The following is a 21,440-nucleotide window of genomic DNA, read 5'->3' on the forward strand; positions in this document are numbered from 1 at the left end:
CGCCTTCGGCGGGACCCGGTCGTGGACGCAGCGTCGTCGGGGCGGGCGCACGACACGGGAGGATCCTCGACGCCTCGACCACCCCTCAGTAGCCGGTGTCGCGGCGTAGTGCCACCAGCTCGACGGCCGCCCAGCCGACGAGGGAGAGCACGACGAGGCCGAGGACCGTCGTCGCCACCGCACCCAGGACGGCTCCGGCGCGGGCACGCCTCGTCCCGGTCCAGCGTCCCGGCTCGCGCTCGACGTCGCGCAGCACGCCGGCGCCCAGGTACCAGGCCCAGGGTCCGAGCAGCAGCGGCACCACGAGCAGGCCGCCGACGACCGACGCGAGCCCCGTCGCGTAGGCCCGCTCGGCAGCAGGGTGCCGCTCGGCGGGGCCGGGCTCCTGCGGGCTCACGACGTCCTCCACCGCTCGATGCCCGCGAGCGCCTCGGCCTTGAGGTCGTCGGGGGCGTGGGAGCGGCGGACCGACATCGCCGCGAGGGTCGCGAGCTCGTCGTCGCTGAAGTCCTGCGCGGCGCGCAGCACGTTGTACTGGCCTGCCAGGCGCGAGCCGAACAGCAGCGGGTCGTCGGCACCCAGCGCGACGTCGACGCCGGCCTCGACGAGCGTGCGCACCGGCACCTCCTCGAGCGTGGCGTAGACGCCCAGCGAGACGTTCGACGTCGGGCACACCTCGAGCGCGACCCCTGCGTCGGCGACGCGCGACAGCACCGCGGGGTCCTCGCTGGAGCGGACCCCGTGCCCGATCCGGGTGGGGTGGAGGTGGTCGAGGCACTGTGTCACGTGCGCGGGGCCCAGCAGCTCGCCCCCGTGCGGCACGAGCGACAGGCCCGCTCGCTCCGCGATGGAGAACGCGGGAGCGAAGGCGGCCGTGTCGCCGCGACGCTCGTCGTTGGAGAGCCCGAAGCCCACGACGCCGCGGCCGGCGTACTGGGCGGCCAGCCGGGCCAGCGTCCGCGCGTCGAGCGGGTGTCGCGTGCGGTTGGCCGCGACGACGACGGCCACGTGCGTGCCGGTCCGCTCGGTCGCGTCACGGGCCGCGTCGATGACGAGGTCGGTGAACGCCGTGATGCCCCCGAACCGGGCCCCGTACCCCGACGGGTCGACCTGGATCTCGGTCCACACCGAGCCGTCACGCGCGTCGTCCTCCGCGGCCTCGAGCACGAGCCGGCGGACGTCGGCCTCGGTGCGCAGGACCGAGCGGGCCACGTCGTAGAGCCGCTGGAAGCGGAACCAGCCCTTCTCGTCGGTGGCCACGAGCTGCGGCGGCCACTCCTCGACGAGCGCGGGCGGGAGACGGATGCCGTCGCGGTCGGCGAGCTCGACCAGCGTGGCGTGCCGCATCGACCCGGTGAAGTGCAGGTGCAGGTGCGCCTTCGGGAGGGTGGCGACGGGCCTCACGCGGCGAGCGCCTCGTCGAGGGACGAACGGGCCCCGCCGGACTCGAGCCCGGCGCGCACGCGGTCGACGCTGGAGCGGCGCACGAGCACGTGGAACAGCATGGACGGCACGCCGGCCACGACGGCCAGCACGAACGGCCAGGGCCCCTGGTCCAGGCTGAACGCCAGGGCGATCCCGAGGATCACCGGCACCTCCGTGACGACGAACCGCAGCATCATCAGCGTCTGGTACGCGGCGACGGAGCGTCGGCGTGCCTCCGCCTCTCCGAGCCCGGGCGGGAGAGGGGCGGCGCGGTAGCCGACGACCTGCGCCAGGGCGAACGCCGCGGCGACGAGCGCCAGCACGCCCAGGGCGACCGGCAGCGACAGCTCGCCCTCCGTCGGCGGCAGCACCACGAGCACGGCGACCAGCATCACCACGGGCGACGTGCAGAGCGCGAGCGCGAGCACGCGCACGGTCCGGCCGGGCGACGGGACGGCGTTCGCGGCACTCATGGAGCCACGGTAGCCGTCCCGCGCCGCTCAGGCCTCGTGCGCCTTCTCCACCGCGCGGGCGGCCTTCTCCACCGCGTCGGCCACCCGGTGGTGGACCTCCGGGTGGAACACGCTCGGGACGATGTAGTCGGCGTTGAGCTCGTCGTCCTCGACGCACGCGGCGATGGCCTCCGAGGCCGCGAGCAGCACCGGCACCTCGATGCCGTGGCTGTGCGCATCGAGCAGACCGCGGAAGATGCCCGGGAACGCGAGCACGTTGTTGATCTGGTTGGGGTAGTCCGAGCGTCCGGTGGCCACGACCCGCGCGTGCTGGCGGGCCAGCGACGGGTCGATCTCCGGGTCGGGGTTCGCCAGGGCGAACACGACGGCGTCGTCGGCCATGGTCTCGACGTCGGCGGCGTCGATGAGCCGCGGCGCGCTGACGCCGATGAAGACGTCGGCGTCGCGCAGGGCGTCCTTGAGCGTCCCCGTCACCCCGCGGGGGTTCGTGTTCTCGCCGATCCAGCAGAGGGTCGGGTCGGTGTCGCCGCGCTCGGTCGAGACGATGCCGTCGACGTCGCACACGACGACGTCGCTCAGGCCGGCGCCGAGCAGCAGCCGCAGGATGGCGGTGCCGGCGGCGCCTGCGCCGACGAGCACCACGCGGACGTCCTCGAGCGACTTCTCGACCACGCGCAGGGCGTTCCGCAGGGCCGCGAGCACGACGATGGCGGTGCCGTGCTGGTCGTCGTGGAAGACCGGGATGTCCAGACGCTGACGCAGCCGCTCCTCGATCTCGAAGCAGCGGGGCGCCGAGATGTCCTCGAGGTTCACGCCCGCGAAGCCGGGGGCGACGGCGGCGACGATCTCGACGATCTGGTCGACGTCCTGCGTGTCGAGGCACAGCGGCCAGGCGTCGATGCCGCCGAAGGTCTTGAACAGGGCGGCCTTGCCCTCCATGACCGGCAGGGCGGCGTGCGGGCCGATGTTGCCGAGACCGAGCACGGCCGACCCGTCGGTGACGACGGCGACGCTGTTGCGCTTGATGGTGAGCCGGCGGGCGTCCTCGCGGTCGGCGGCGATCGCCTGACAGATGCGCGCGACGCCGGGCGTGTAGACCATCGACAGGTCGTCGCGGTTGCGCAGGGCGTGCTTCGACGCGGTCTCGATGACGCCGCCGAGGTGCATGAGGAACGTGCGGTCGGAGACCTTCTTGACCTCGACGTCGGGGATCGCGCGCAGCGCGTCGGTGATGCGGTCGGCATGGTGCGTGTCGCCGGCCGCGATCGTGAGGTCGATGCGCAGCGCGTCGCCGCGCGACGCCGCGACGTCGAGCGCGGTCACGACGCCGCCGCTCTGCTCGACCGTGGTCGTGAGGTGGCCGACGGCGGTGCCGCCGGCGGGCACCTCCAGGCGGACGGTGATGGAGTGGGACACGTTCGGCGCGGGGGAGGCCCCGACCGCGCTCTCGGTCGTCGAGTGGGTCACGATCCCCAGTCATACGCCCGCCCGCCGGTTACCGGCCAGTCGCGCACATTGTGTTCACGCGGGGGCGTGACGTCGTCGGCGCGTCGGTGGCGGGGGTCGTGGCCCTGCTGGTGCGCTGCTCGCCGTCGGCGCGACGTCGCCGCTGCGCCGCCTCGGCGCACGCTGGGCTCGGTCTCCGCAAGGGCCTCGACCGGCGGGTGGGTGGGGTCGGCCGGGGGTCTCGGGGCGTGGGTGAGCCTCGGGGTGACGCACGCTTCTTCCTTCGTGCGTGATCCGCGCAGGATTCTTCGTTCGTGCGTGGCGGCGGTGGATCTGCCACGTTCTGAACCCGTGTGAGGTGGAGGATCCACCGCCACTCACCTCACGACGGGCAGAGATCCTTCCTTCGCGTGGCACGGTCCACGTGAAGGAAGAATGCTTGCCCACGCGCGCAGCGTGGGGTTGGGGGGACGCCACGGTTCTTCGTTCGTGCGCGAAGGGCCGGACGATGCTGCGTTCGTTTCCGGATCCCGTCACCGACGCAGCATCGATCACACCCGTCCACGCGAACGCAGAACCCCGCGTCACCCCCAGACCCCCGACCGACCCCCACCCAGCCGCCGGTCGAGGCCCATCCGGGGGCGGAGCGCAGCACCAGCCGAGGCAGCGCAGCAGCAGGACGAGACCCACCGCACGCGGCGCACCAGCGACGTCGACGAAGTCGCGGGCAGCGCACCGCCCCGTCCGTCCCGAGGCGGTTCGACTCCGCCGCCTCCCACCCCGTACACTGGTCGGACCGGTGAGAAAGTCACGCTGTCTCGTCATGCCCTCGTCCCTGCCTGCAGGACGGGCGTGGTCGGCCAGGGTCACCGGCATACGGCACTAGCTCAACTGGCAGAGCATCGGTCTCCAAAACCGAAGGTTGGGGGTTCAAGTCCCTCGTGCCGTGCCAGCACGACGCACCACCAGACCAGCACGATCCAACGAAGGGAACACCGTGAGCGAGAGCCACGAGACGTCGGCCACGAAGGAGCGGCGCACCTCCCCGCTGACCTTCTACCGCCAGGTCGTCGCGGAGCTGCGCAAGGTCGTGTGGCCCACGCGACCGCAGGTCGTCAACTACTTCTTCGTCGTGCTCGTCTTCGTCCTGATCATGATGGCGTTCGTCGCCGGCCTGGACTACGGGTTCGGCAAGGCGATGTTCGCCGTCTTCGCGTGAACCCCAGACGCACACCCGCAGAGGAACCTTGTGACTGAACAGTCCCCCGAGACGAGCCCCGTCGAGGTCGAGGAGCTCTCCGACGTCGAGGCCGCCGACGAGGCGCCCGAGGTCGAGGAGACCACCGACGACCTCGACACGCTCGACGCACCCGACGAGACGGTCGACGCCGACCAGGCCGACGAGGCCGAGGTCGACGCCGACCTCGAGGCCGACGCCCCGGTCGACGCCGCCCCCGTCGACGCGCTGGCGGAGTTCCGCGAGCGCCTGCACAGCCAGTTCGGTGACTGGTACGTCGTGCACACCTACTCCGGCATGGAGAAGCGGGTCAAGGCGAACCTCGAGAACCGCATCACCTCCCTGAACGCCGAGGACTACATCTTCGAGATCGTGGTCCCGACGGAGGAGGTCGCCGAGATCAAGAACGGCCAGCGCAAGCTCGTCAAGCGCACCGTCCTCCCCGGCTACGTCCTGGTCCGCATGGACCTCACCGACGAGTCGTGGGGCGTCGTGCGCCACACGCCGTCGGTCACGGGCTTCGTGGGCAACTCCCACCAGCCCGTGCCCCTCAGCCTCGCCGAGGTGGAGCAGATGCTCGCCCCGGCGGTGGAGGCCGAGGTCGCCCAGCAGGCGGCCGACGCCCCCGAGCAGCAGCAGACGGCCTCGTCCCCCAAGGTCGAGTTCGCCGACTTCGCGACGGGCGACTCCGTCATGGTCGTCGACGGTCCGTTCGCCACGCTGCACGCGACCATCACGGAGATCAACCTCGACGCTCAGCGGGTCAAGGCCCTGGTCGAGATCTTCGGTCGCGAGACCCCGGTCGAGCTGAGCTTCACCCAGATCCAGAAGGTGTGACCGTGACGTCGGCCCGGCCGACGTCCGCCTCCTCGACCCGCACCACCCATCCACCAGAAGGACCCGAAGAAGAATGCCTCCCAAGAAGAAGGTCGCAGCGCTCGTCAAGGTGCAGCTGCAGGCCGGCCAGGCCAACCCCGCGCCGCCCGTCGGCACGGCGCTCGGCCCGCACGGCGTCAACATCATGGAGTTCTGCAAGGCGTACAACGCCGCCACGGAGTCCATGCGCGGCAACGTCGTCCCCGTCGAGATCACGATCTACGAGGACCGTTCGTTCACGTTCGTCACGAAGACGCCGCCCGCGGCCGAGCTGATCAAGAAGGCCGCCGGCCTCGCGAAGGGCTCGCCCGTCCCGCACAAGGACAAGGTCGGCAAGCTCAGCAAGGACCAGATCCGCGAGATCGCCACGACGAAGCTCCCGGACCTGAACGCGAACGACATCGACCAGGCCATGAAGATCGTCGAGGGAACCGCCCGCTCCATGGGCGTCACCACCGACTGACCACCCCACCCGACCAGCAGCACGTGGCAGGGCCAGCTGGGCCCGCGAGACCACACCTGGTGCACACCGAAGGAAGCCAGACATGACACAGCGCAGCAAGGCGTACCGCGCGGTCGCCGAGAAGATCGACCGCGACGCCCTCTACACCCCCCTCCAGGCCACGACGCTGGCCAAGGAGTCGGGCAGCAAGAACTACGACTCCACCGTCGACGTCTCCGTGCGTCTCGGGGTCGACCCCCGCAAGGCCGACCAGATGGTGCGCGGCACCGTCAACCTGCCCCACGGCACCGGCAAGACCGCCCGGGTCCTGGTCTTCGCCACCGGCGCCAACGCCGACGCCGCCCGTGAGGCCGGCGCCGACCACGTGGGTGCCGACGAGCTCGTGGAGCAGGTGAACGGCGGCTGGCTCGACTTCGACGCCGTCGTCGCCACGCCCGACATGATGGGCAAGGTCGGTCGCCTCGGCCGCGTCCTCGGCCCGCGCAACCTGATGCCGAACCCCAAGACCGGCACGGTGACCGTCGACGTCGCCAAGGCCGTCAGCGACATCAAGGGCGGCAAGGTGCAGTTCCGCGTCGACCGTCACGCGAACCTGCACTTCGTCATCGGCAAGGCCTCGTTCTCCGCCGAGCAGCTCGCCGAGAACTACGGCGCCGCCATCGAGGAGATCCTGCGTCTCAAGCCGGCCAGCTCCAAGGGCCGCTACCTGAAGAAGATCACGGTCTCCACGACCCAGGGTCCGGGCGTGCCGGTCGACCCGTCGCACCTGCGCAACTTCGCGGCGGCCGACGAGGCCTGAGCCTGCGTCGTCCCACCCAGGACCCCCTCCGCCGACGGCGGAGGGGGTCCTGTGCGTCGAAGGGGCCGGGCTCACGCAGTCACGTCGCGCACCCGCTCGAGGCGGCAGGTACGCTCCGAACATGAACCTTCGCCTCAAGAAGACCACCGCGGCGCTGGCCCTCGTGCTCGCCGCCGGCACCACCCTCGCCGCGTGCGGCGGTGACGACTCCTCCCAGGCGAAGGGCGACTCGTCCTCGGTGGGCGAGAAGGCGTCGACCACGCTCACGAAGGACAACTTCTTCACCGAGGTCTCCCAGGCCCAGCAGGACGCGAAGACCAGCCACGTCGAGATGGACTTCGGCGTGAGCGGCCAGGAGATCAAGGCCAGCGGCGACGTCGCGGTCGCGAAGGACGTCGCCGACACGAAGATGGCGATGAAGATGTCCGCCGGCGCGCAGGGCGACATCGAGATGCGCCTCGTCGACGGCGTGTTCTACATGAACATGGGCCCGATGACGCAGAACAAGTTCGCGAAGATCGACCTCAACGACACGAGCAACCCGATCGGCAAGCAGTTCAGCGGCCTGCTGGACAGCGTCGACCCCTCCAAGCAGATCGAGCAGCTGCAGGGCTCGATCACCAGCTTCGAGCAGAAGGGCGCCGCCCAGAAGATCGACGGCGTCGAGGCGAAGCCGTACGTCGTCGGCGTCGACTCCCAGAAGATCGTCTCCCAGCTGGGCGCGGCCGGCGCGGGCGCGTCGTCGCAGCTGCCGAAGGAGATCGTCTACACGATGTGGATCGGCCCCGACAACCTCCCGCGTCGCATCAACCTGGACCTCTCCGGGACGAAGATGACGATGGACTACAGCAAGTGGGGCGAGGACGTCTCCATCGAGGCGCCCGCACAGGACCAGATCTCCGACGTGGACCTCGGCCAGATGGGCGCCGGCTCCATGTGAGTCCCTGGGTGCCTCTCGCCGAGCCCCCGTCGCACCGGATTTGGTGCTGCGGGGGCTCGCGCGTAGACTGGACCAGCCGAAGACCGCTGGTCGGGTCCCACCTGGGTCCCGTGAAGTGCCTCGAACGAGGCGGCCCGCGCAGGTGTCCTCATGGTGGTGGGTTCCCAGAGCCTCCCGACGTGCGCATCCCTGCCTGGCGTCGGTCGTAGGCAACGACCACCTGAAGGAGACCCATGGCAAACGCGGAGAAGGTCGCCGCCGTCGCCGAGCTCACGCAGAGCCTGCGCGAGTCGGACGGCATCGTCCTCACCGAGTACCGCGGTCTCACCGTGAAGCAGCTGCAGGAACTGCGGCGCTCGCTCGGTGAGGGTGCGAGCTATGCCGTCGCCAAGAACACGCTGACCAAGATCGCGGCCCGCGAGGCCGGGGTCGAGCTGTCCGAGGACCTGCTGACGGGTCCGACCGCCATCGCCTTCATCAAGGGCGATGTCGTCGAGGCGGCGAAGGGTCTGCGTGACTTCGCGAAGGCCAACACCACCCTCGTCATCAAGGGAGGCTTCCTCGACGGGAAGGCTCTCGACGCCGACGAGGTCAAGAAGCTGGCGGACCTCGAGTCGCGCGAGGTCCTCCTCGCCAAGCTCGCGGGCGCGATGAAGGGCAGCCTTCAGAACGCCGTGTCGCTCTTCAACGCCCCCCTCGCCCAGACGGCTCGCCTCGTGGCGGCCCTCGAGGCGAAGAAGGCCGAGGAGGCGCCCGCCGCCGACACTGCCGACGAGGCCCCCGTGGCCGAGACGGCGCCCGAGGTCGAGGCTTCCGCCGAGACCGACTCCGAGGGCTGAACGCCCGATTCACATCGGGACCCCCTCGGGGTCTCACCAACGAAAGGACGCCAATCATGGCGAAGCTCAGCACCGACGAGCTGCTCGACGCATTCAAGGAACTGACCCTCATCGAGCTCTCCGAGTTCGTGAAGGCCTTCGAGGAGACCTTCGAGGTCACCGCTGCTGCCCCCGTGGCCGTGGCCGCTGCCGGCGCCCCCGCGGCCGCCGGTGGCGACGCCGGTGACGCCGCCGCCGAGCAGGACGAGTTCGACGTCGTCCTCGAGTCGGCCGGCGACAAGAAGATCCAGGTCATCAAGGAGGTGCGCGGTCTCACGAGCCTCGGCCTGAAGGAGGCCAAGGACCTCGTGGAGGGCGCTCCGAAGCCCGTCCTGGAGAAGGTCAACAAGGAGGCCGCCGAGAAGGCCAAGGAGGCCCTCGAGGCCGCCGGCGCCACGGTCACCCTCAAGTGATCTGAGGCTGTCAGCCTGACGTCCGCAGCGACGTCGACGAGGACCCCCGTCGTCCCGGGACACCGGGTGCGGCGGGGGTCCTTCGCGTCGGGCCGGCAGGGTCCCTCGTCCCGGACGTCTCCGGGTCGTCCCGCACGCGAACGCAGAACACCGCCCCCAAGCCACAGTGCCGCAGATCCCCGCGTCGTCGGCGCGAGCGCGGTCCCCGGTGGAAGGGGAGGACGGTCCAGCGCCTCCACGCCCAGGCTCCACGATCCTGCGTCCGTGCGTCCCGGGCCGAACGCACCGACGTCCGCGACGGGATCCCGCAGCGGACGCAGCATCCTTCGGGCCTCAGCGCACGAACGCAGACTCGTGCGAGCGACGCGGGCCACGGTCCGAGAGGCTGGTTCACGCCGCGCCGCCCCGCCGACGCCTTGTGGGAGGGTCCGGACCGGCGCATCCGCACGACCACACGCGTCCACACCACGGCTCGCCCAGCTCCACGAGAACCCACACCACCGCGGGTGCAGAGCGACGACGGGCACCCTGTGCCTCCGCGGGGCACGGGCCGAAAGTCCCTCCCCGGACGTCTCGCCGCAGCCGCGTGACGGCGCGACCGGCGAGTCATGACGGTGGCGTCCACGTGACGGATGCCACCTTTGTCACCCCGAGTTGCATGAGGTACGGTCGCTGAGACCTGCGACACGTTACTGACGAGTCAACTCATGAGGGAGTTCTCGTAACCGGCGTCGCACAGTGTCGTTACAATAGGTGGTCCGGGTCACATCGACCCGGACCCCGTGGTGAGTGTCCGGGTCGCGCTGGAGTGGAGGAGGGGTCCGTGGGCGTCGAGGTCAAGGTCGAGAACCTGACGAAGAGCTTCGGGTCGCAGCTGATCTGGGGAGACGTCTCGTTGACGCTGCCCGCGGGTGAGATCTCGGTGATGCTGGGTCCGTCGGGTACCGGCAAGTCGGTGTTCCTGAAGTCGCTGATCGGTCTGCTGAAGCCCGACGAGGGCCACATCTGGATCGAGGGCGTCGACATCGCCACGTGCAAGGAGAAGGACCTCTACGAGATCCGCAAGCTGTTCGGCGTGCTGTTCCAGGACGGCGCCATGTTCGGCTCGATGAACCTCTTCGACAACTGCGCGTTCCCGCTGCGCGAGCACACCCGCAAGTCCGAGTCCGAGATCCGCCAGATCGTCATGGACAAGATGGACATCGTGGGTCTGGCCGGCGCGGAGATGAAGCTCCCCGGCGAGATCTCCGGCGGCATGCGCAAGCGCGCCGGCCTGGCGCGTGCGCTCGTCCTGGAGCCGGAGATCCTGCTCATCGACGAGCCCGACTCCGGTCTCGACCCGGTGCGCACGGCCTACATCAACCAGCTCTTCATCGACCTGAACGCGCAGATCGACGCGACGTTCCTCATCGTCACGCACGACATCAACTCCACGCGCACCGTCCCCGACAACATCGGCCTGCTCTACCACAAGCACCTGGCGATGTTCGGCCCGCGCGAGATGCTCCTGTCCTCGACCGAGCCGGTCGTGGCCCAGTTCCTCAACGCCCAGCGCGTCGGCCCGATCGGCATGTCCGAGGAGAAGGACGCCGCCGAGCTGGCCGCGGAGGCCGAGCTCGACATGCCGCCGCTGCCGCCGATCCCGCGCCAGCTCGAGCCCTCCGACGGTCGTCCGCGCGCGGGTCAGCGCGAGCCGGGTGCCTGGTGCCGCGAGCACGGCATCACCCCGCCCCCCGGCTCGTTCGAGGAGAACATGAGCCTCGCGCCGGGTGCCACGGCGTGAGCGCAACGAAGCTGACGGCCCCCGCGCGCGTCGCGGGTGGGCTGTTCGCCTTCATGCTCGACGTGACCGTCGCGCTGTTCCGGCGTCCGTTCCAGCTCAAGGAGTTCCTGACGCAGGCGTGGTTCATCGTCACGGTGACGATCGTGCCCACCGCCCTCGTCTCGATCCCGTTCGGCGCGGTCATCGCGCTGCAGGTCGGCGGACTCATCAAGCAGTTCGGCGCCCAGTCGTTCACCGGCTCCGCGGCGGTGCTCGCGGTCGTCCGCGAGGCCGGCCCGATCGCCACCGCCCTGCTGATCGCCGGTGCCGCCGGCTCGGCCATCGCCGCCGACTTCGGCTCGCGCAAGATCCGCGAGGAGCTCGACGCGATGATGGTGCTCGGCATCGACCCGATCCAGCGTCTCGTGGTGCCGCGCGTGCTCGCCTGCATGCTCATCGCCGTCTTCCTGAACGGGCTGGTGACCATCGTCGGCGTGGCGGGCGGCTACGTCTTCAACGTCGTCCTGCAGGACGGCACACCAGGGGCGTACCTGGCGTCGTTCACGGCGCTGGCGCAGCTGCCCGACATCTACCAAGGCATGGTCAAGGCCGTCATCTTCGGCTACATCGCCGCGATCGTGGCCTCCTACAAGGGCATGAACGCGAAGGGCGGACCGAAGGGCGTGGGCGACGCGGTGAACGAGGCCGTGGTGATCACGTTCCTCCTGCTGTTCATCGTGAACTTCTTCGTCTCGGCCATCTACATCCAGCTCGTGCCGCCGAAGGGGATGTGAGCATGGCGACCAAGGTCAGCGCGCTCTACGAGCGCCCCGCAGCCGCCCTGGAGGGCATGGGCACGCAGCTGCTCTTCTACCTGCGCGTCCTGCGCGCGGTGCCGTTCACCATCAAGAACTACAGCCGCGAGATCCTGCGGCTGCTGGCCGAGGTCACGCTCGGCTCCGGCGCCCTGGCCGTCATCGGCGGCACCGTCGGCGTGATCGTGGCCATGTGCTTCTTCACCGGCACCGAGGTCGGCATCCAGGGCTTCGCCGCGCTCGACCAGCTCGGCACGTCGGCCCTGTCGGGCTTCGTCTCGGCCTACTTCAACACCCGCGAGATCGCGCCGATCGTGGCCGGCATCGCCCTGGCCGCGACCGTGGGCTGCGGCTTCACCGCCCAGCTGGGTGCCATGCGGATCTCCGAGGAGGTCGACGCGCTCGAGGTCATGGCCGTGCCGTCGATGCAGTTCCTCGTCACGACCCGCGTGCTCGCCGGCCTCATCGCCGTCATCCCGCTGTACGTGGTGGGCCTGCTCTCCTCCTACTTCGCGACCCGGCTCACCATCACCCAGTTCCTGGGCCAGAGCACCGGCACCTACGACCACTACTTCCAGACGTTCCTGCCCCCGGGCGACGTCCTGTGGTCCTTCGGCAAGGTGCTGATCTTCGCCGTCGTCGTCATCCTCATCCACTGCTACTACGGCTACTACGCCTCCGGCGGACCCGCCGGCGTCGGCGTGGCCGTGGGACGCGCCGTCCGTACCTCGATCGTCGCGGTCAACGTCGTCGACCTGCTCGCCTCCATGGCGATCTGGGGCACGACCGTCACCGTCAGATTGGCGGGTTGACATGGCTGCCACACCCCTCGCCGAGCGCCCCACGAGCCTCAAGCTCCTCGGTGCTGCGCTGCTCGCGATCATGCTGTTCTTCATCTGGCTGACGTTCGCGTTCTTCTCCAAGACCTTCGTGGCCACCGACGACGTCACCGTCGACACCGGCACCGCCGGTCTCAACCTGCCCGAGAACGCCGACGTGAAGCTGCGCGGCATGATCGTCGGAGAGGTGCGCAAGGTCGAGCCGCACGACGGCGGGGTGCGCATCGTGCTCGGCATGAAGCCCGACCTCATCGACGAGGTGCCGGCCGACGTCACGGCCGAGATCGTCCCGAAGACGCTGTTCGGCGAGAAGTACATCGCCCTCATCCCCGCCGACGACGCCGGTCCGGAGAAGCTCAAGGCCGGCGACATGATCGCGCGCGCCGAGGTGCCGATCGAGGTCGAGCAGCTGCTCAACGACCTCTACCCGCTGCTGCAGGCGGTCGAGCCCGCCGAGCTGTCCTCGACGCTGACCGCGGTCTCGCAGGCCCTGGAGGGTCGCGGCGAGAAGCTCGGCCAGACGCTGGTCCAGGCCAACGAGTACCTGACCGCCCTGAACCCCGACGTCCCGACGCTCGTCACGGACCTCACCAAGCTCGGCAAGGTCTCCGACGGCTACGCCGCGCAGATGCCGACCCTCGGCCGGCTGCTGCGCAACGCGGTCGTCACCGGCAACACGGTGGTCGCCAAGCGCACCCAGCTCGCCGCGTTCTACAGCGAGGGCACCCGCCTGGCGAACACGCTGACCGACTTCACGAAGGCCAACGGCGACAACCTCGAGGTCCTGGCCAAGCAGAACCGGGTCATCCTCGGCGTCACCGCCGAGTACGCCAGCAGCTTCCCGTGCTTCACCGGCGGCATGGCCACCGTGCTGCCGAAGCTGAACAGCGTGCTGCGCAACAACACGGTGCACATCGACCTCGAGACGCTGCCGCAGCAGCCGACCTACTTCGGCTTCGACGAGAACGCCCGCATCCCCAGCAACCGGCAGATCGAGCAGGCCCCGCAGGCCGACCCGAGCAAGGTCGAGTACATCGACGCGCCCGACAAGAAGCGCGGGAAGCTGCCCAACACCATCGGCGCCGTCTGCGAGGACCTCAAGATCTTCAAGCAGAACGCCGACGACCCGTCGAAGTGGCCCTACAGCAAGTCCGACCCGTTCGAGGTGTCCCCGGAGGTGTTCAAGCTGATCGGCGTGCGCAACAGCCACAACGGCAAGTTCGGCACCGAGGCCGACTACCAGCGCGCTGCGGTGTCCAGCCTCGACGAGGCCGGCTTCTTCAACCCCAGCCTGGCCGACACCGACACGCCCCAGCAGCGGGCCGAGGCGCGCAGCCTCGCCGCCGCGATGGCCGGCGTCGACGAGGACCAGGTCCCCGACGCCGCCTCGCTGCTGCTCAGCCCGATCCTTCGGGGCACGGAGGTGAAGGCGCCGTGAACCGCCGTCAGCCCGTCCGCGCCGAGGAGGTGAGCCGATGAGCAGGATGCTCGACAAGGAGTCGATCAGCGCGATCGTCAAGCTCGCGGTGTTCTTCGTCGTCACCGGCACCGCCACAGCCATGCTCATGCTCACGCTGAGCAACGGCAGCCTCGGTGCCAGCAACGAGTACAAGGCCGTGTTCTCCGACGTCACCGGCGTCGCGAAGGGCGACGACGTGCGCATCGCCGGCGTCTCGGTCGGCTCGGTCAAGTCGGTCAAGATCCACGACACCGACGAGGCCATCGTGACGTTCTCGGTGCGCTCGACCACGCCGTTGACGAAGGACACGATCGCCCAGCTGCGCTTCCGCAACCTCGTCGGCCAGCGCTACCTGGCGCTGTTCCAGGGTGGCGACGGCGACACGTCGCGGCTCGCGCCCGGGTCGACGATCCCGCAGGACCGCACGGAGGAGGCGCTCGACCTCAACGTGCTGCTCAACGGGTTCAAGCCGGTGTTCCAGGCGCTCTCGCCGGAGGACACCAACAAGTTCGCCTTCGAGATCGTCCAGACGCTGCAGGGCGAGTCCGGCAACGTGCAGAACCTCCTGGCCCGCACCGCGTCGCTCACCAGCACGCTCGCCGACCGCGACCAGCTGATCGGCGACGTCGTCGTGAACCTCTCCGACGTGCTCGACACGATCGGCAGCCGCGACCAGCAGCTGACGGCGACCATCGACACGCTGCAGCAGTTCATCACCGGGCTCAAGGGCGACCGTGAGGCCATCCTCGGCTCGCTGGACTCCATCTCCGACCTCACGACGGAGACCTCGAACCTGCTCGTCGAGGGCCGCCCGGACCTGACGGCCGACGTCAAGCAGCTGCGCCGGCTGACCGGCAACCTGTCGAAGAAGCGCAACCTCGACACCCTGGAGTCGGCGCTGCAGATCCTGCCGATCAAGATGGAGAAGCTCGGCAACCTGGCGTCGAACGGCAGCCTGTTCAACTTCTACGTCTGCGAGCTCAACGTCGACGTCAGCCAGCTGACCGGCACGCCGCTCGACGGTCTGCTCGACGGCCTCGTGAAGCAGCTCGGCTCGCTCAAGGCCGGTGGCGACCGCTGCCGTACCGGCGGCAACGAGTACGGGAAGGCCGCGTCATGAAGCCGTTCCGCGAGCGCAACCCCGTCATCATCGGCTTCATCGGCTTCGCCGTGATCGCGATGCTGCTGGTGGCCGCCTTCCGTGCCGACCGCCTGCCCATCATCGGCGCGGGCGACACCTACCACGCCGAGTTCTCCGAGATCGGCGGCCTGAAGTCCGGCAACGAGGTCCGTGTCGCGGGCGTCCCCGTCGGCAAGGTCCGCGACATCGAGCTCGACGGCAACAAGGTCAAGGTGACGTTCAAGGTCGACAAGGGCACCCGCCTCGGCCGCGAGACCGCCGCCGAGATCCGCATCCGCACGCTGCTCGGTGCGCAGTTCCTCGCGCTGCAGCCGTCGGGCTCGGGTCGCCTCGAGAAGGGCGGCACGATCCCGGAGTCGCGCACCACGCCGCCCTACGACGTCGTGCAGGCGTTCTCCGACCTCAGCACCACCACCGAGGCGCTCGACGTCGACCAGATCTCGCAGGCGCTGGAGACCCTCTCCGACGTCGCCGCGCAGACGCCGGAGGAGTTCCGCGGCGCCATCCGCGGCGTCTCCGACCTCTCCCGCAACCTCGCGGCGCGCGACGAGCAGATCAACACCCTGCTGAAGAACCTCAAGAAGGTCACCGGCGTCATCAACGCCCGCGACGACCAGCTCGTCGCGCTCGTGAAGGACTCCTCGGTGCTCTTCGACGCGATCAGCGCACGGCGCGAGGCGATCCACCGCCTCCTCGTCTCGACGCAGGAGATCTCCGCCCAGCTGACCGGACTGGTCAAGGACACGGAGGCCGACCTGCAGCCGGCGCTGCGCCAGCTGCGCACGGTCACCACGATGCTGGCCCGCAACGAGCAGAGCCTCGACCGCGCCCTCACCGTCATGCCCGGCTTCCTGCGGGTCTTCGCCAACGCGCTCGGCAACGGGCCCTGGTTCGACACGTACGTCAAGATCGGAGGGGCAGGATGAGCAGGCTCGCCGGTGCCGCACGCATCCTCACGGTGCTCGTCGCCCTCGTGCTCGTCGTCGGGCTCGTGATCGTCTTCGGGCAGCGCGACGCGAAGAAGACCATCACGGTCGACTTCACCCAGACCAACTCGCTCTACGAGGGGTCCGACGTCCGGATCCTCGGCGTCGCCGTCGGCACCGTCGACAAGCTCGTGCCCCGCGGCAAGACGGTGCGCGCGACCATCTCCTACGACGCCTCGGTCAAGCTGCCCGACGACGTGAAGGCCGTCGTGGTCTCCCCGTCGATCGTCGGCGACCGGTTCGTCCAGCTCGCCCCGGCCTACGACGGGGGCGCGGTCCTCAAGGACGGTGCGCGCCTCGGCGTGAGCCGCACGGCGGTCCCGGTCGAGCTCGACCAGGTCTACAAGTCCCTCGACGACCTCTCGGTGGCGCTCGGCCCCGACGGCGCCAACCGCAACGGTGCCGTCAGCGACCTCGTCCGCGACACCGCGAAGCAGCTCGACGGCCAGGGTGCCCAGGTCAACGAGACGCTGCGCAACTTCGGCAAGCTCAGCCAGACGCTCTCCGACAACAAGGACGAGCTGTTCGGCAGCATGCGCGAGGTCGACCAGTTCGTCCAGCTCCTGCAGACCAACGACCAGTCGGTGCGCGACTTCTTCGACAGCACCGCCCAGGTCTCGACCGTCCTGGCGGGCGAGCGCGAGGACCTGCAGGCCACCATCAAGGCCCTCGGCGACGCACTGATCGAGGTCCGCCGACTGGTGCGCGAGAACCGCTCGGAGCTGCGGGGCAACGTCAAGCAGCTGTCGACGGTCGCCCGCGTGCTCGGCGACCACCAGAAGGACCTCGAGCAGTTCACGATCAGCGCGCCGACGGCCCTGTCGAACGTCGCCCTCGCCTACAACGGCAACACGGGCACGCTTGACAACCACGCCGACGTGCTGCAGCTGCTGCTGGGGGCCGTGGAGGACCCGGGCGACCTGCTGTGCAACATCAGCGAGAACCTGCCGATCGACGTCAAGGAGCCGTGCGACGTCCTGGGCGGCGTGCTCGACGATCTCCTCAAGCCGATCACCGGCGGACTCCCGCTGCCGCGCGCCGCCGTGGCCAACGCGCCGTCGCCGGACCGCACCGACACGTCGCTGTCGCAGATGCTGGGGGTGGAGCGATGAGCCTGCGCCGACGCGGCCTGCGAGCCGCTGCCGTGACCGCCGGGAGCGCCGTGCTCCTGTCGGGCTGCGGCTTCTCGCCCTACGAGCTGCCGCTGCCCGGTGGCGCGGACCTCGGGTCCGACCCGTACACCGTGACCGTCCAGTTCCGCGACGTCCTCGACCTGGTGCCGCAGAGCGCCGTGCGGGTCAACGACATCGCGGTCGGCAAGGTGACCAAGATCCGCCTCGACGGCTGGACCGCCACCGCGACGCTCGAGATCAACCGGGACGTCAAGCTGCCCGACAACGCCGAGGCCGCAGATCCGCCAGACCAGCCTGCTGGGCGAGAAGTTCGTGTCGCTGGCTCCGCCGTCCACGGGGGGCGAGGGCACGCTCGGCAACGGCGACCGCATCCCGCTCGACCGCTCGGGGCGCAACCCCGACATCGAGGAGGTGCTGGGCGCGGCCTCGCTGCTCTTCAACGGCGGTGGTCTCGAGAAGACCAACACCATCGTCAAGGAGCTCAACAAGACGCTCGACGGCAACGAGCCCGAGGTCAAGCAGCTGCTGCAGAGCACGACGACCTTCATCGGCCAGCTCGACGAGAACAAGGGCGAGATCCTGACCGCCCTCGAGAAGGTCGACAACCTGGCCAAGGCCACGAAGGCGCAGGAAGGTGCGATCACCCAGGCGCTCGACGAGCTGCCGGAGGCGTTGCGCACCCTCGACGCGCAGCGTGACGACCTGGTCGGCCTGCTGCAGTCGCTGGACCGGCTGAGCGACACCGCGACGGGCGTCATCCGACGCTCCAAGGACGACACGCTGGCCGTGCTGCGCGACCTCGAGCCCACGTTGCGTGAGCTCGCGAACGCCGGCGACGACCTCGCCACGGCGAGCCAGCTGATCTTCACCTACCCGTTCACCGACGCGATCGCCGGCGGCTCGCCGGCGCGTGCCAGCAGCCCCTGCACGGCCTACGACCCCGCGGTCCCGGCCACCCAGAACAACGCCCTGCTGCGCAAGCAGGTCGCCGAGGGCGCCTGCTACGGCGACTTCATGAACCTCGACATCAACCTGTCGCTGAACACCGGGCAGCTCACGAACCTCGTGGAGGGCCTGCTGTCGCTCGGCAACACGCTCGGCTCCCCGAGGTCGACCGGGTCCTCGAGCCCGGCCTCGAGCGGGTCGGGGGCCGGCGCGGCCGGCGCTCCCGCCAACCAGCTCGTCGAGCTGGTCGAGGGCCTGACCAGCCAGGGCGACACCGGCCTGCCGTCGCTGCCGGGCACCTCCGGCGGCACCGGCTCGCAGCCGTCCCCGTCGGCCAGCCCGTCCGCGTCGGCCTCGACGTCGTCGCGCGGCGGGTCCTCCTCCGGCGGTGGAGGCGGTATCTGTTCCCTGCTCGGCAACTGCCGGGTCACGACGACGAGTGAGCTGATGGCCACGCAGACCGAGGACGTCGCGCGGCTGGTGCTCGGACCGGTGGTGCAGCGATGATCACTCGCCTGACCAAGATCCAGCTGGTGATCTTCGCGATCATCGTCGCCGTCGGCGCGACGTTCGTCGGCGGCAAGTACGCCCAGCTCGACCGCCTGTTCGTCGACCGGACCTTCCCGGTCACGGCCGACTTCGCCGACTCCGGCGGCATCTTCGCCGGCGCCGAGGTGACCTACCGCGGTATCGCGGTCGGCAAGGTGAAGCAGCTGAAGTTCACCGAGGACGGCGTGGACGTGGTGCTCGACATCAACAAGGACGCGCCGAAGATCTCCTCCGACGTCGTGGCCACCGTGGCCAACAAGTCGGCCATCGGCGAGCAGTACGTCGACCTGTCCCCTCGTACCAACGAGGCGCCGTACCTGAAGGCGGGCACCACCATCCCGCGCTCGGACACGCGCATCCCGATCGACACCACGACGCTCCTGCTCAACCTGAACTCCTTCGTCTCCAGCATCGACACCCGCAGCCTCAAGACCGTCGTCGACGAGCTCGGCACCGCGTTCGAGGGCACCGGACCCGACCTCGAGCGCATCCTCGACACGTCCTCGGAGTTCATCACCGCGGCACAGGAGAACCTCGGCGTGACGCAGCGACTCATCCGCAGCTCCTCGGGCGTCCTGCAGACGCAGATCGACAAGCAGCCCCAGCTCGAGACCTTCGCCAAGAACCTGGCGCTGCTCTCGGACACGCTCGTCGAGTCCGACGGCGACCTGCGGCGTCTGGTCGACGAGGGACCGTCGGCGGCGAAGACCGTCAACGACACGGTCGCCGAGAACGCCGCGCAGCTGCGGACGATCTTCGCCGACCTGCGCAGCGCGACCGAGCCGCTGGCCCGCAACTCCAAGAGCCTCAAGGCGCTCGCCATCATCTACCCGTACGTGCTCGAGGGCACGTTCAGCGTCGTCGCGCCGAGCAAGAGCACGGAGGGTGAGTGGGACGCCCGCTTCGGCCTCGTGATCACGAATCCGACCGACACGAGCAACCCCAAGCCGTGCGACGAGGACGACAACGGGCAGCGACCGCGGCGTGAGCCGATCGAGATCTACGACATGCAGTTCGACGTGGACGCCGGCTGTATCGTCAAGGACAAGGTCCCGCGCGGGCCCGACAAGACCGTGATCAACCGTGATCGGGCCGCCGTGGGAACCGGGGCCGACGCCTCCGGAAAGGACTCGTGGACGTGGCTGCTGCTCGGACCGGCGATCCGCTGACCACGCGCAGGAGCTCCACCCCCCTCGTCGTCATCGCCGTCCTCGGCGTGCTCGTCGGCGTGGCCGGGCTGCTCGTGCCGCGGTTCGTGGGAGGTGGCGAGGACGCCGAGCGCGACGCCGTCGTGGCACGCGTCAACGACTTCGCGACGACGTACAACACGTACGACGTCGCCGACCTCGCGAGCTACCAGGAGCGGATGAAGCCGCTGCTGACGCCGGCGTACGACAAGGAGTTCGTGCGCGTCACGAACGCGGTCTTCGGTGCCCTGGAGTCCAAGGACCAGAAGAGCGGCGACGCCAACGTGCTCGCCGTCGCCGTCGACTCGATCGACAAGGACTCCGCCATCGCGATCGTCGCCGTCGACGCGTCGATCACGACGTCGTCCGACGAGACCGCCGTGCAGCGCCGGTTCCGCTGGAAGGTCACGCTGTCCAAGTCCGACGGCGACTGGCGGGTCAGCCAGTTCGACACGGTGGTGCCGCTCGACGCGTCCACCGATCCGGGCTCGGGTGGCGCGACGCCGTCGCCGTCGGCCTCGCCGTCCGCATCGCAGGAGGGTCAGTGAGCACGCCCGAGGGACCGAAGAAGCGCCGCAGGATCGCGGGGGAGTCGACCCCGGGTGCGGCCCGGCCGTCCGTCCCGGCGAAGAAGGTCGTACGTCGTCCGGTGGCACGCCCGGGCGCGCCGGTCGAGCCCGAGCCGACCCCGGTCGACGAGTCGACCGTCGAGGAGCAGGAAGTCGCGCAGCCCACGCCCCCGGCGGCCCCGCGCGTCGCGCCCCGCGTGGGACGGCGCACCGGTGCCACGGCCGACGCCGCCGCGTCGACCCCGATGCCCACGCCGGCTGCGGACGAGCGGACGGACGACCCGGCCGCCGAGCCCCCGGAGTCGGGCTCCGGCACGGGGACGGACGTCGAGTCGGGCGACGCCGGTGGCGGCGCAGGTCGCCGCGCCCTCGACCCGGCGCGCATCGTCCTGGTCGGGGTGGCCGTGCTGGCGGTCGTCTTCGGTGCGTTCTTCGGCTACCGCGGTGTGGCGGACTGGCGCGAGACCCACGGTGTCGACGGCGCCCACGACAAGGCCGCCGAGGCGGCTGCCTCCGCCGCGGAGACGATCTTCACCTACCGCTACGACCGGATCCAGCAGTACCTCGACGACTCCAGCGACGTGATGACCCCGTCGTTCGCCAAGGACTTCGAGAGCATCTCCCCGGCCCTGCGCGACCTCGCCCCGCAGCGCAAGATCCAGGTCCAGGCCACCACGCGCGACTCCGCCGCGATGTCGTGCGGCGACGACTGCCGTCGCGACCGCGCCACCGTGCTGGTCTTCGTCGACCAGGCACGTCTGGCCGACGGGTCGGAGGTGCCGACGGTCTTCGGCAACCGGGTGGAGATGACGATGGTCGAGCGCGACGGACGCTGGCTCGTCGACGACATCAAGGCGCTCTGAGCCGGCGCGTCGGACCTGCGCGGAGGGGCCGGTCGGGTGCTCCGGCGGGGCGCTGCGGAGGCCGCCGACCCCGTCGGACCGCCGCCTGGACACCCGGCAGATCCTGCAATTGCAGGCTTTTCGGCCCGTGGGCGCGTGGAGCGGCCGAATACTTTGGCCCATCTCAGGCTGGTTGTCAAGGACCAGGCTTGCGCGCGTGTGGACGGAAGGGCTAGACTGAATCTTCGCGCCCGCCTCGTCGC

General features: G+C 69.9%; 22 protein-coding genes, 1 tRNA gene and 1 pseudogene. 20 read left to right on the top strand and 4 right to left on the bottom strand.

What is annotated here, in order from left to right; all coding sequences use genetic code 11:
- Nucleotides 1-85 precede the first annotated feature (85 nt).
- Genes QE370_RS09075 through QE370_RS09090 form a run of 4 tightly spaced genes read right to left on the bottom strand, consistent with a single transcriptional unit; the run spans nucleotide 86 to nucleotide 3,365 of the window.
- Entirely contained in the window at nucleotides 86-397 is a 312-nt protein-coding gene (locus tag QE370_RS09075; RefSeq protein WP_309634159.1) for a hypothetical protein, read from the bottom strand.
- A complete protein-coding gene (locus tag QE370_RS09080; RefSeq protein ID WP_253025272.1) occupies nucleotides 394-1,404 on the bottom strand; it encodes an adenosine deaminase in 1,011 nt (336 codons plus the stop codon). The genes QE370_RS09075 and QE370_RS09080 overlap by 4 nt, the downstream gene beginning before the upstream one ends.
- Entirely contained in the window at nucleotides 1,401-1,898 is a 498-nt protein-coding gene (locus QE370_RS09085) for a hypothetical protein (RefSeq protein ID WP_253025270.1), read from the bottom strand. Before QE370_RS09085 ends, QE370_RS09080 begins: the two co-directional genes overlap by 4 nt.
- Nucleotides 1,899-1,925: 27 nt before the next feature.
- Complete coding sequence (locus QE370_RS09090; RefSeq protein WP_253025268.1) at nucleotides 1,926-3,365, bottom strand: NAD-dependent malic enzyme; 1,440 nt, start codon at nucleotides 3,363-3,365, stop codon at nucleotides 1,926-1,928.
- A gap of 855 nt (nucleotides 3,366-4,220) precedes the next feature.
- On the opposite strand from QE370_RS09090, the gene QE370_RS09095 reads away from it, so the two are divergent.
- The 20 genes and pseudogenes from QE370_RS09095 to QE370_RS09185 all read left to right on the top strand — a co-directional run bounded on the left by QE370_RS09095 (nucleotide 4,221) and on the right by QE370_RS09185 (nucleotide 21,198).
- A tRNA-Trp gene (locus tag QE370_RS09095) sits at nucleotides 4,221-4,296 on the top strand.
- Nucleotides 4,297-4,341: 45 nt separating this feature from the next.
- On the top strand, nucleotides 4,342-4,563 hold the full coding sequence (gene secE, locus QE370_RS09100; RefSeq protein ID WP_067854707.1) for a preprotein translocase subunit SecE: 222 nt from the start codon (nucleotides 4,342-4,344) through the stop codon (nucleotides 4,561-4,563).
- A gap of 30 nt (nucleotides 4,564-4,593) precedes the next feature.
- Complete coding sequence (gene nusG, locus QE370_RS09105) at nucleotides 4,594-5,418, top strand: transcription termination/antitermination protein NusG (protein WP_253025266.1); 825 nt, start codon at nucleotides 4,594-4,596, stop codon at nucleotides 5,416-5,418.
- A gap of 73 nt (nucleotides 5,419-5,491) precedes the next feature.
- The gene (gene rplK, locus QE370_RS09110; RefSeq protein WP_067854713.1) at nucleotides 5,492-5,920 is read left to right on the top strand and encodes a 50S ribosomal protein L11; all 429 of its coding nucleotides are present in this window, start codon (nucleotides 5,492-5,494) and stop codon (nucleotides 5,918-5,920) included.
- 82 nt (nucleotides 5,921-6,002) lie between these two features.
- Entirely contained in the window at nucleotides 6,003-6,719 is a 717-nt protein-coding gene (rplA, locus tag QE370_RS09115) for a 50S ribosomal protein L1 (RefSeq protein WP_067854716.1), read from the top strand.
- Between the two features lie 121 nt (nucleotides 6,720-6,840).
- Complete coding sequence (locus QE370_RS09120) at nucleotides 6,841-7,659, top strand: LppX_LprAFG lipoprotein (RefSeq protein WP_309634160.1); 819 nt, start codon at nucleotides 6,841-6,843, stop codon at nucleotides 7,657-7,659.
- Nucleotides 7,660-7,892: 233 nt separating this feature from the next.
- On the top strand, nucleotides 7,893-8,498 hold the full coding sequence (gene rplJ / locus QE370_RS09125; RefSeq protein ID WP_253025262.1) for a 50S ribosomal protein L10: 606 nt from the start codon (nucleotides 7,893-7,895) through the stop codon (nucleotides 8,496-8,498).
- A gap of 56 nt (nucleotides 8,499-8,554) precedes the next feature.
- A complete protein-coding gene (gene rplL / locus QE370_RS09130; RefSeq protein WP_253025260.1) occupies nucleotides 8,555-8,950 on the top strand; it encodes a 50S ribosomal protein L7/L12 in 396 nt (131 codons plus the stop codon).
- Between the two features lie 823 nt (nucleotides 8,951-9,773).
- On the top strand, nucleotides 9,774-10,733 hold the full coding sequence (locus QE370_RS09135) for an ABC transporter ATP-binding protein (RefSeq protein ID WP_067854749.1): 960 nt from the start codon (nucleotides 9,774-9,776) through the stop codon (nucleotides 10,731-10,733).
- A 53-nt stretch (nucleotides 10,734-10,786) separates the two neighbouring features.
- A complete protein-coding gene (locus QE370_RS09140) occupies nucleotides 10,787-11,506 on the top strand; it encodes an ABC transporter permease (RefSeq protein ID WP_083516566.1) in 720 nt (239 codons plus the stop codon).
- Between the two features lie 2 nt (nucleotides 11,507-11,508).
- Nucleotides 11,509-12,339, top strand: a complete 831-nt coding sequence (locus tag QE370_RS09145; RefSeq protein ID WP_067854755.1) for an ABC transporter permease — start codon at nucleotides 11,509-11,511, stop codon at nucleotides 12,337-12,339.
- Between the two features lies 1 nt (nucleotide 12,340).
- Nucleotides 12,341-13,804, top strand: a complete 1,464-nt coding sequence (locus QE370_RS09150; protein WP_309634161.1) for an MCE family protein — start codon at nucleotides 12,341-12,343, stop codon at nucleotides 13,802-13,804.
- A 37-nt stretch (nucleotides 13,805-13,841) separates the two neighbouring features.
- Nucleotides 13,842-14,945 (top strand): MCE family protein, encoded by a 1,104-nt coding sequence (locus tag QE370_RS09155; protein WP_253025256.1) that lies wholly within the window; start codon nucleotides 13,842-13,844, stop codon nucleotides 14,943-14,945.
- Nucleotides 14,942-15,892 (top strand): MCE family protein, encoded by a 951-nt coding sequence (locus tag QE370_RS09160; RefSeq protein WP_309634162.1) that lies wholly within the window; start codon nucleotides 14,942-14,944, stop codon nucleotides 15,890-15,892. The genes QE370_RS09155 and QE370_RS09160 overlap by 4 nt, the downstream gene beginning before the upstream one ends.
- Complete coding sequence (locus QE370_RS09165) at nucleotides 15,889-17,064, top strand: MCE family protein (RefSeq protein WP_309634163.1); 1,176 nt, start codon at nucleotides 15,889-15,891, stop codon at nucleotides 17,062-17,064. Before QE370_RS09160 ends, QE370_RS09165 begins: the two co-directional genes overlap by 4 nt.
- Nucleotides 17,061-17,348 (top strand): annotated as a pseudogene (locus QE370_RS18195) (MlaD family protein); the annotation flags it as partial. The gene QE370_RS09165 and the pseudogene QE370_RS18195, both read left to right, overlap by 4 nt.
- Before the next feature lie 49 nt (nucleotides 17,349-17,397).
- The gene (locus tag QE370_RS09170; RefSeq protein ID WP_309634164.1) at nucleotides 17,398-18,537 is read left to right on the top strand and encodes an MCE family protein; all 1,140 of its coding nucleotides are present in this window, start codon (nucleotides 17,398-17,400) and stop codon (nucleotides 18,535-18,537) included.
- Nucleotides 18,534-19,748: an MlaD family protein gene (locus QE370_RS09175; protein ID WP_309634165.1), complete on the top strand. Its 1,215-nt coding sequence runs from the start codon at nucleotides 18,534-18,536 to the stop codon at nucleotides 19,746-19,748. Before QE370_RS09170 ends, QE370_RS09175 begins: the two co-directional genes overlap by 4 nt.
- A complete protein-coding gene (locus QE370_RS09180) occupies nucleotides 19,718-20,314 on the top strand; it encodes a hypothetical protein (RefSeq protein WP_309634166.1) in 597 nt (198 codons plus the stop codon). The genes QE370_RS09175 and QE370_RS09180 overlap by 31 nt, the downstream gene beginning before the upstream one ends.
- Nucleotides 20,311-21,198, top strand: a complete 888-nt coding sequence (locus tag QE370_RS09185; protein ID WP_309634167.1) for a hypothetical protein — start codon at nucleotides 20,311-20,313, stop codon at nucleotides 21,196-21,198. Before QE370_RS09180 ends, QE370_RS09185 begins: the two co-directional genes overlap by 4 nt.
- The last annotated feature ends 242 nt before the right edge of the window (nucleotides 21,199-21,440 follow it).

The sequence above is a fragment of the Aeromicrobium sp. SORGH_AS_0981 genome (genome assembly GCF_031453195.1).
In the GTDB taxonomy this organism is placed as follows: Bacteria; Actinomycetota; Actinomycetes; order Propionibacteriales; family Nocardioidaceae; genus Aeromicrobium.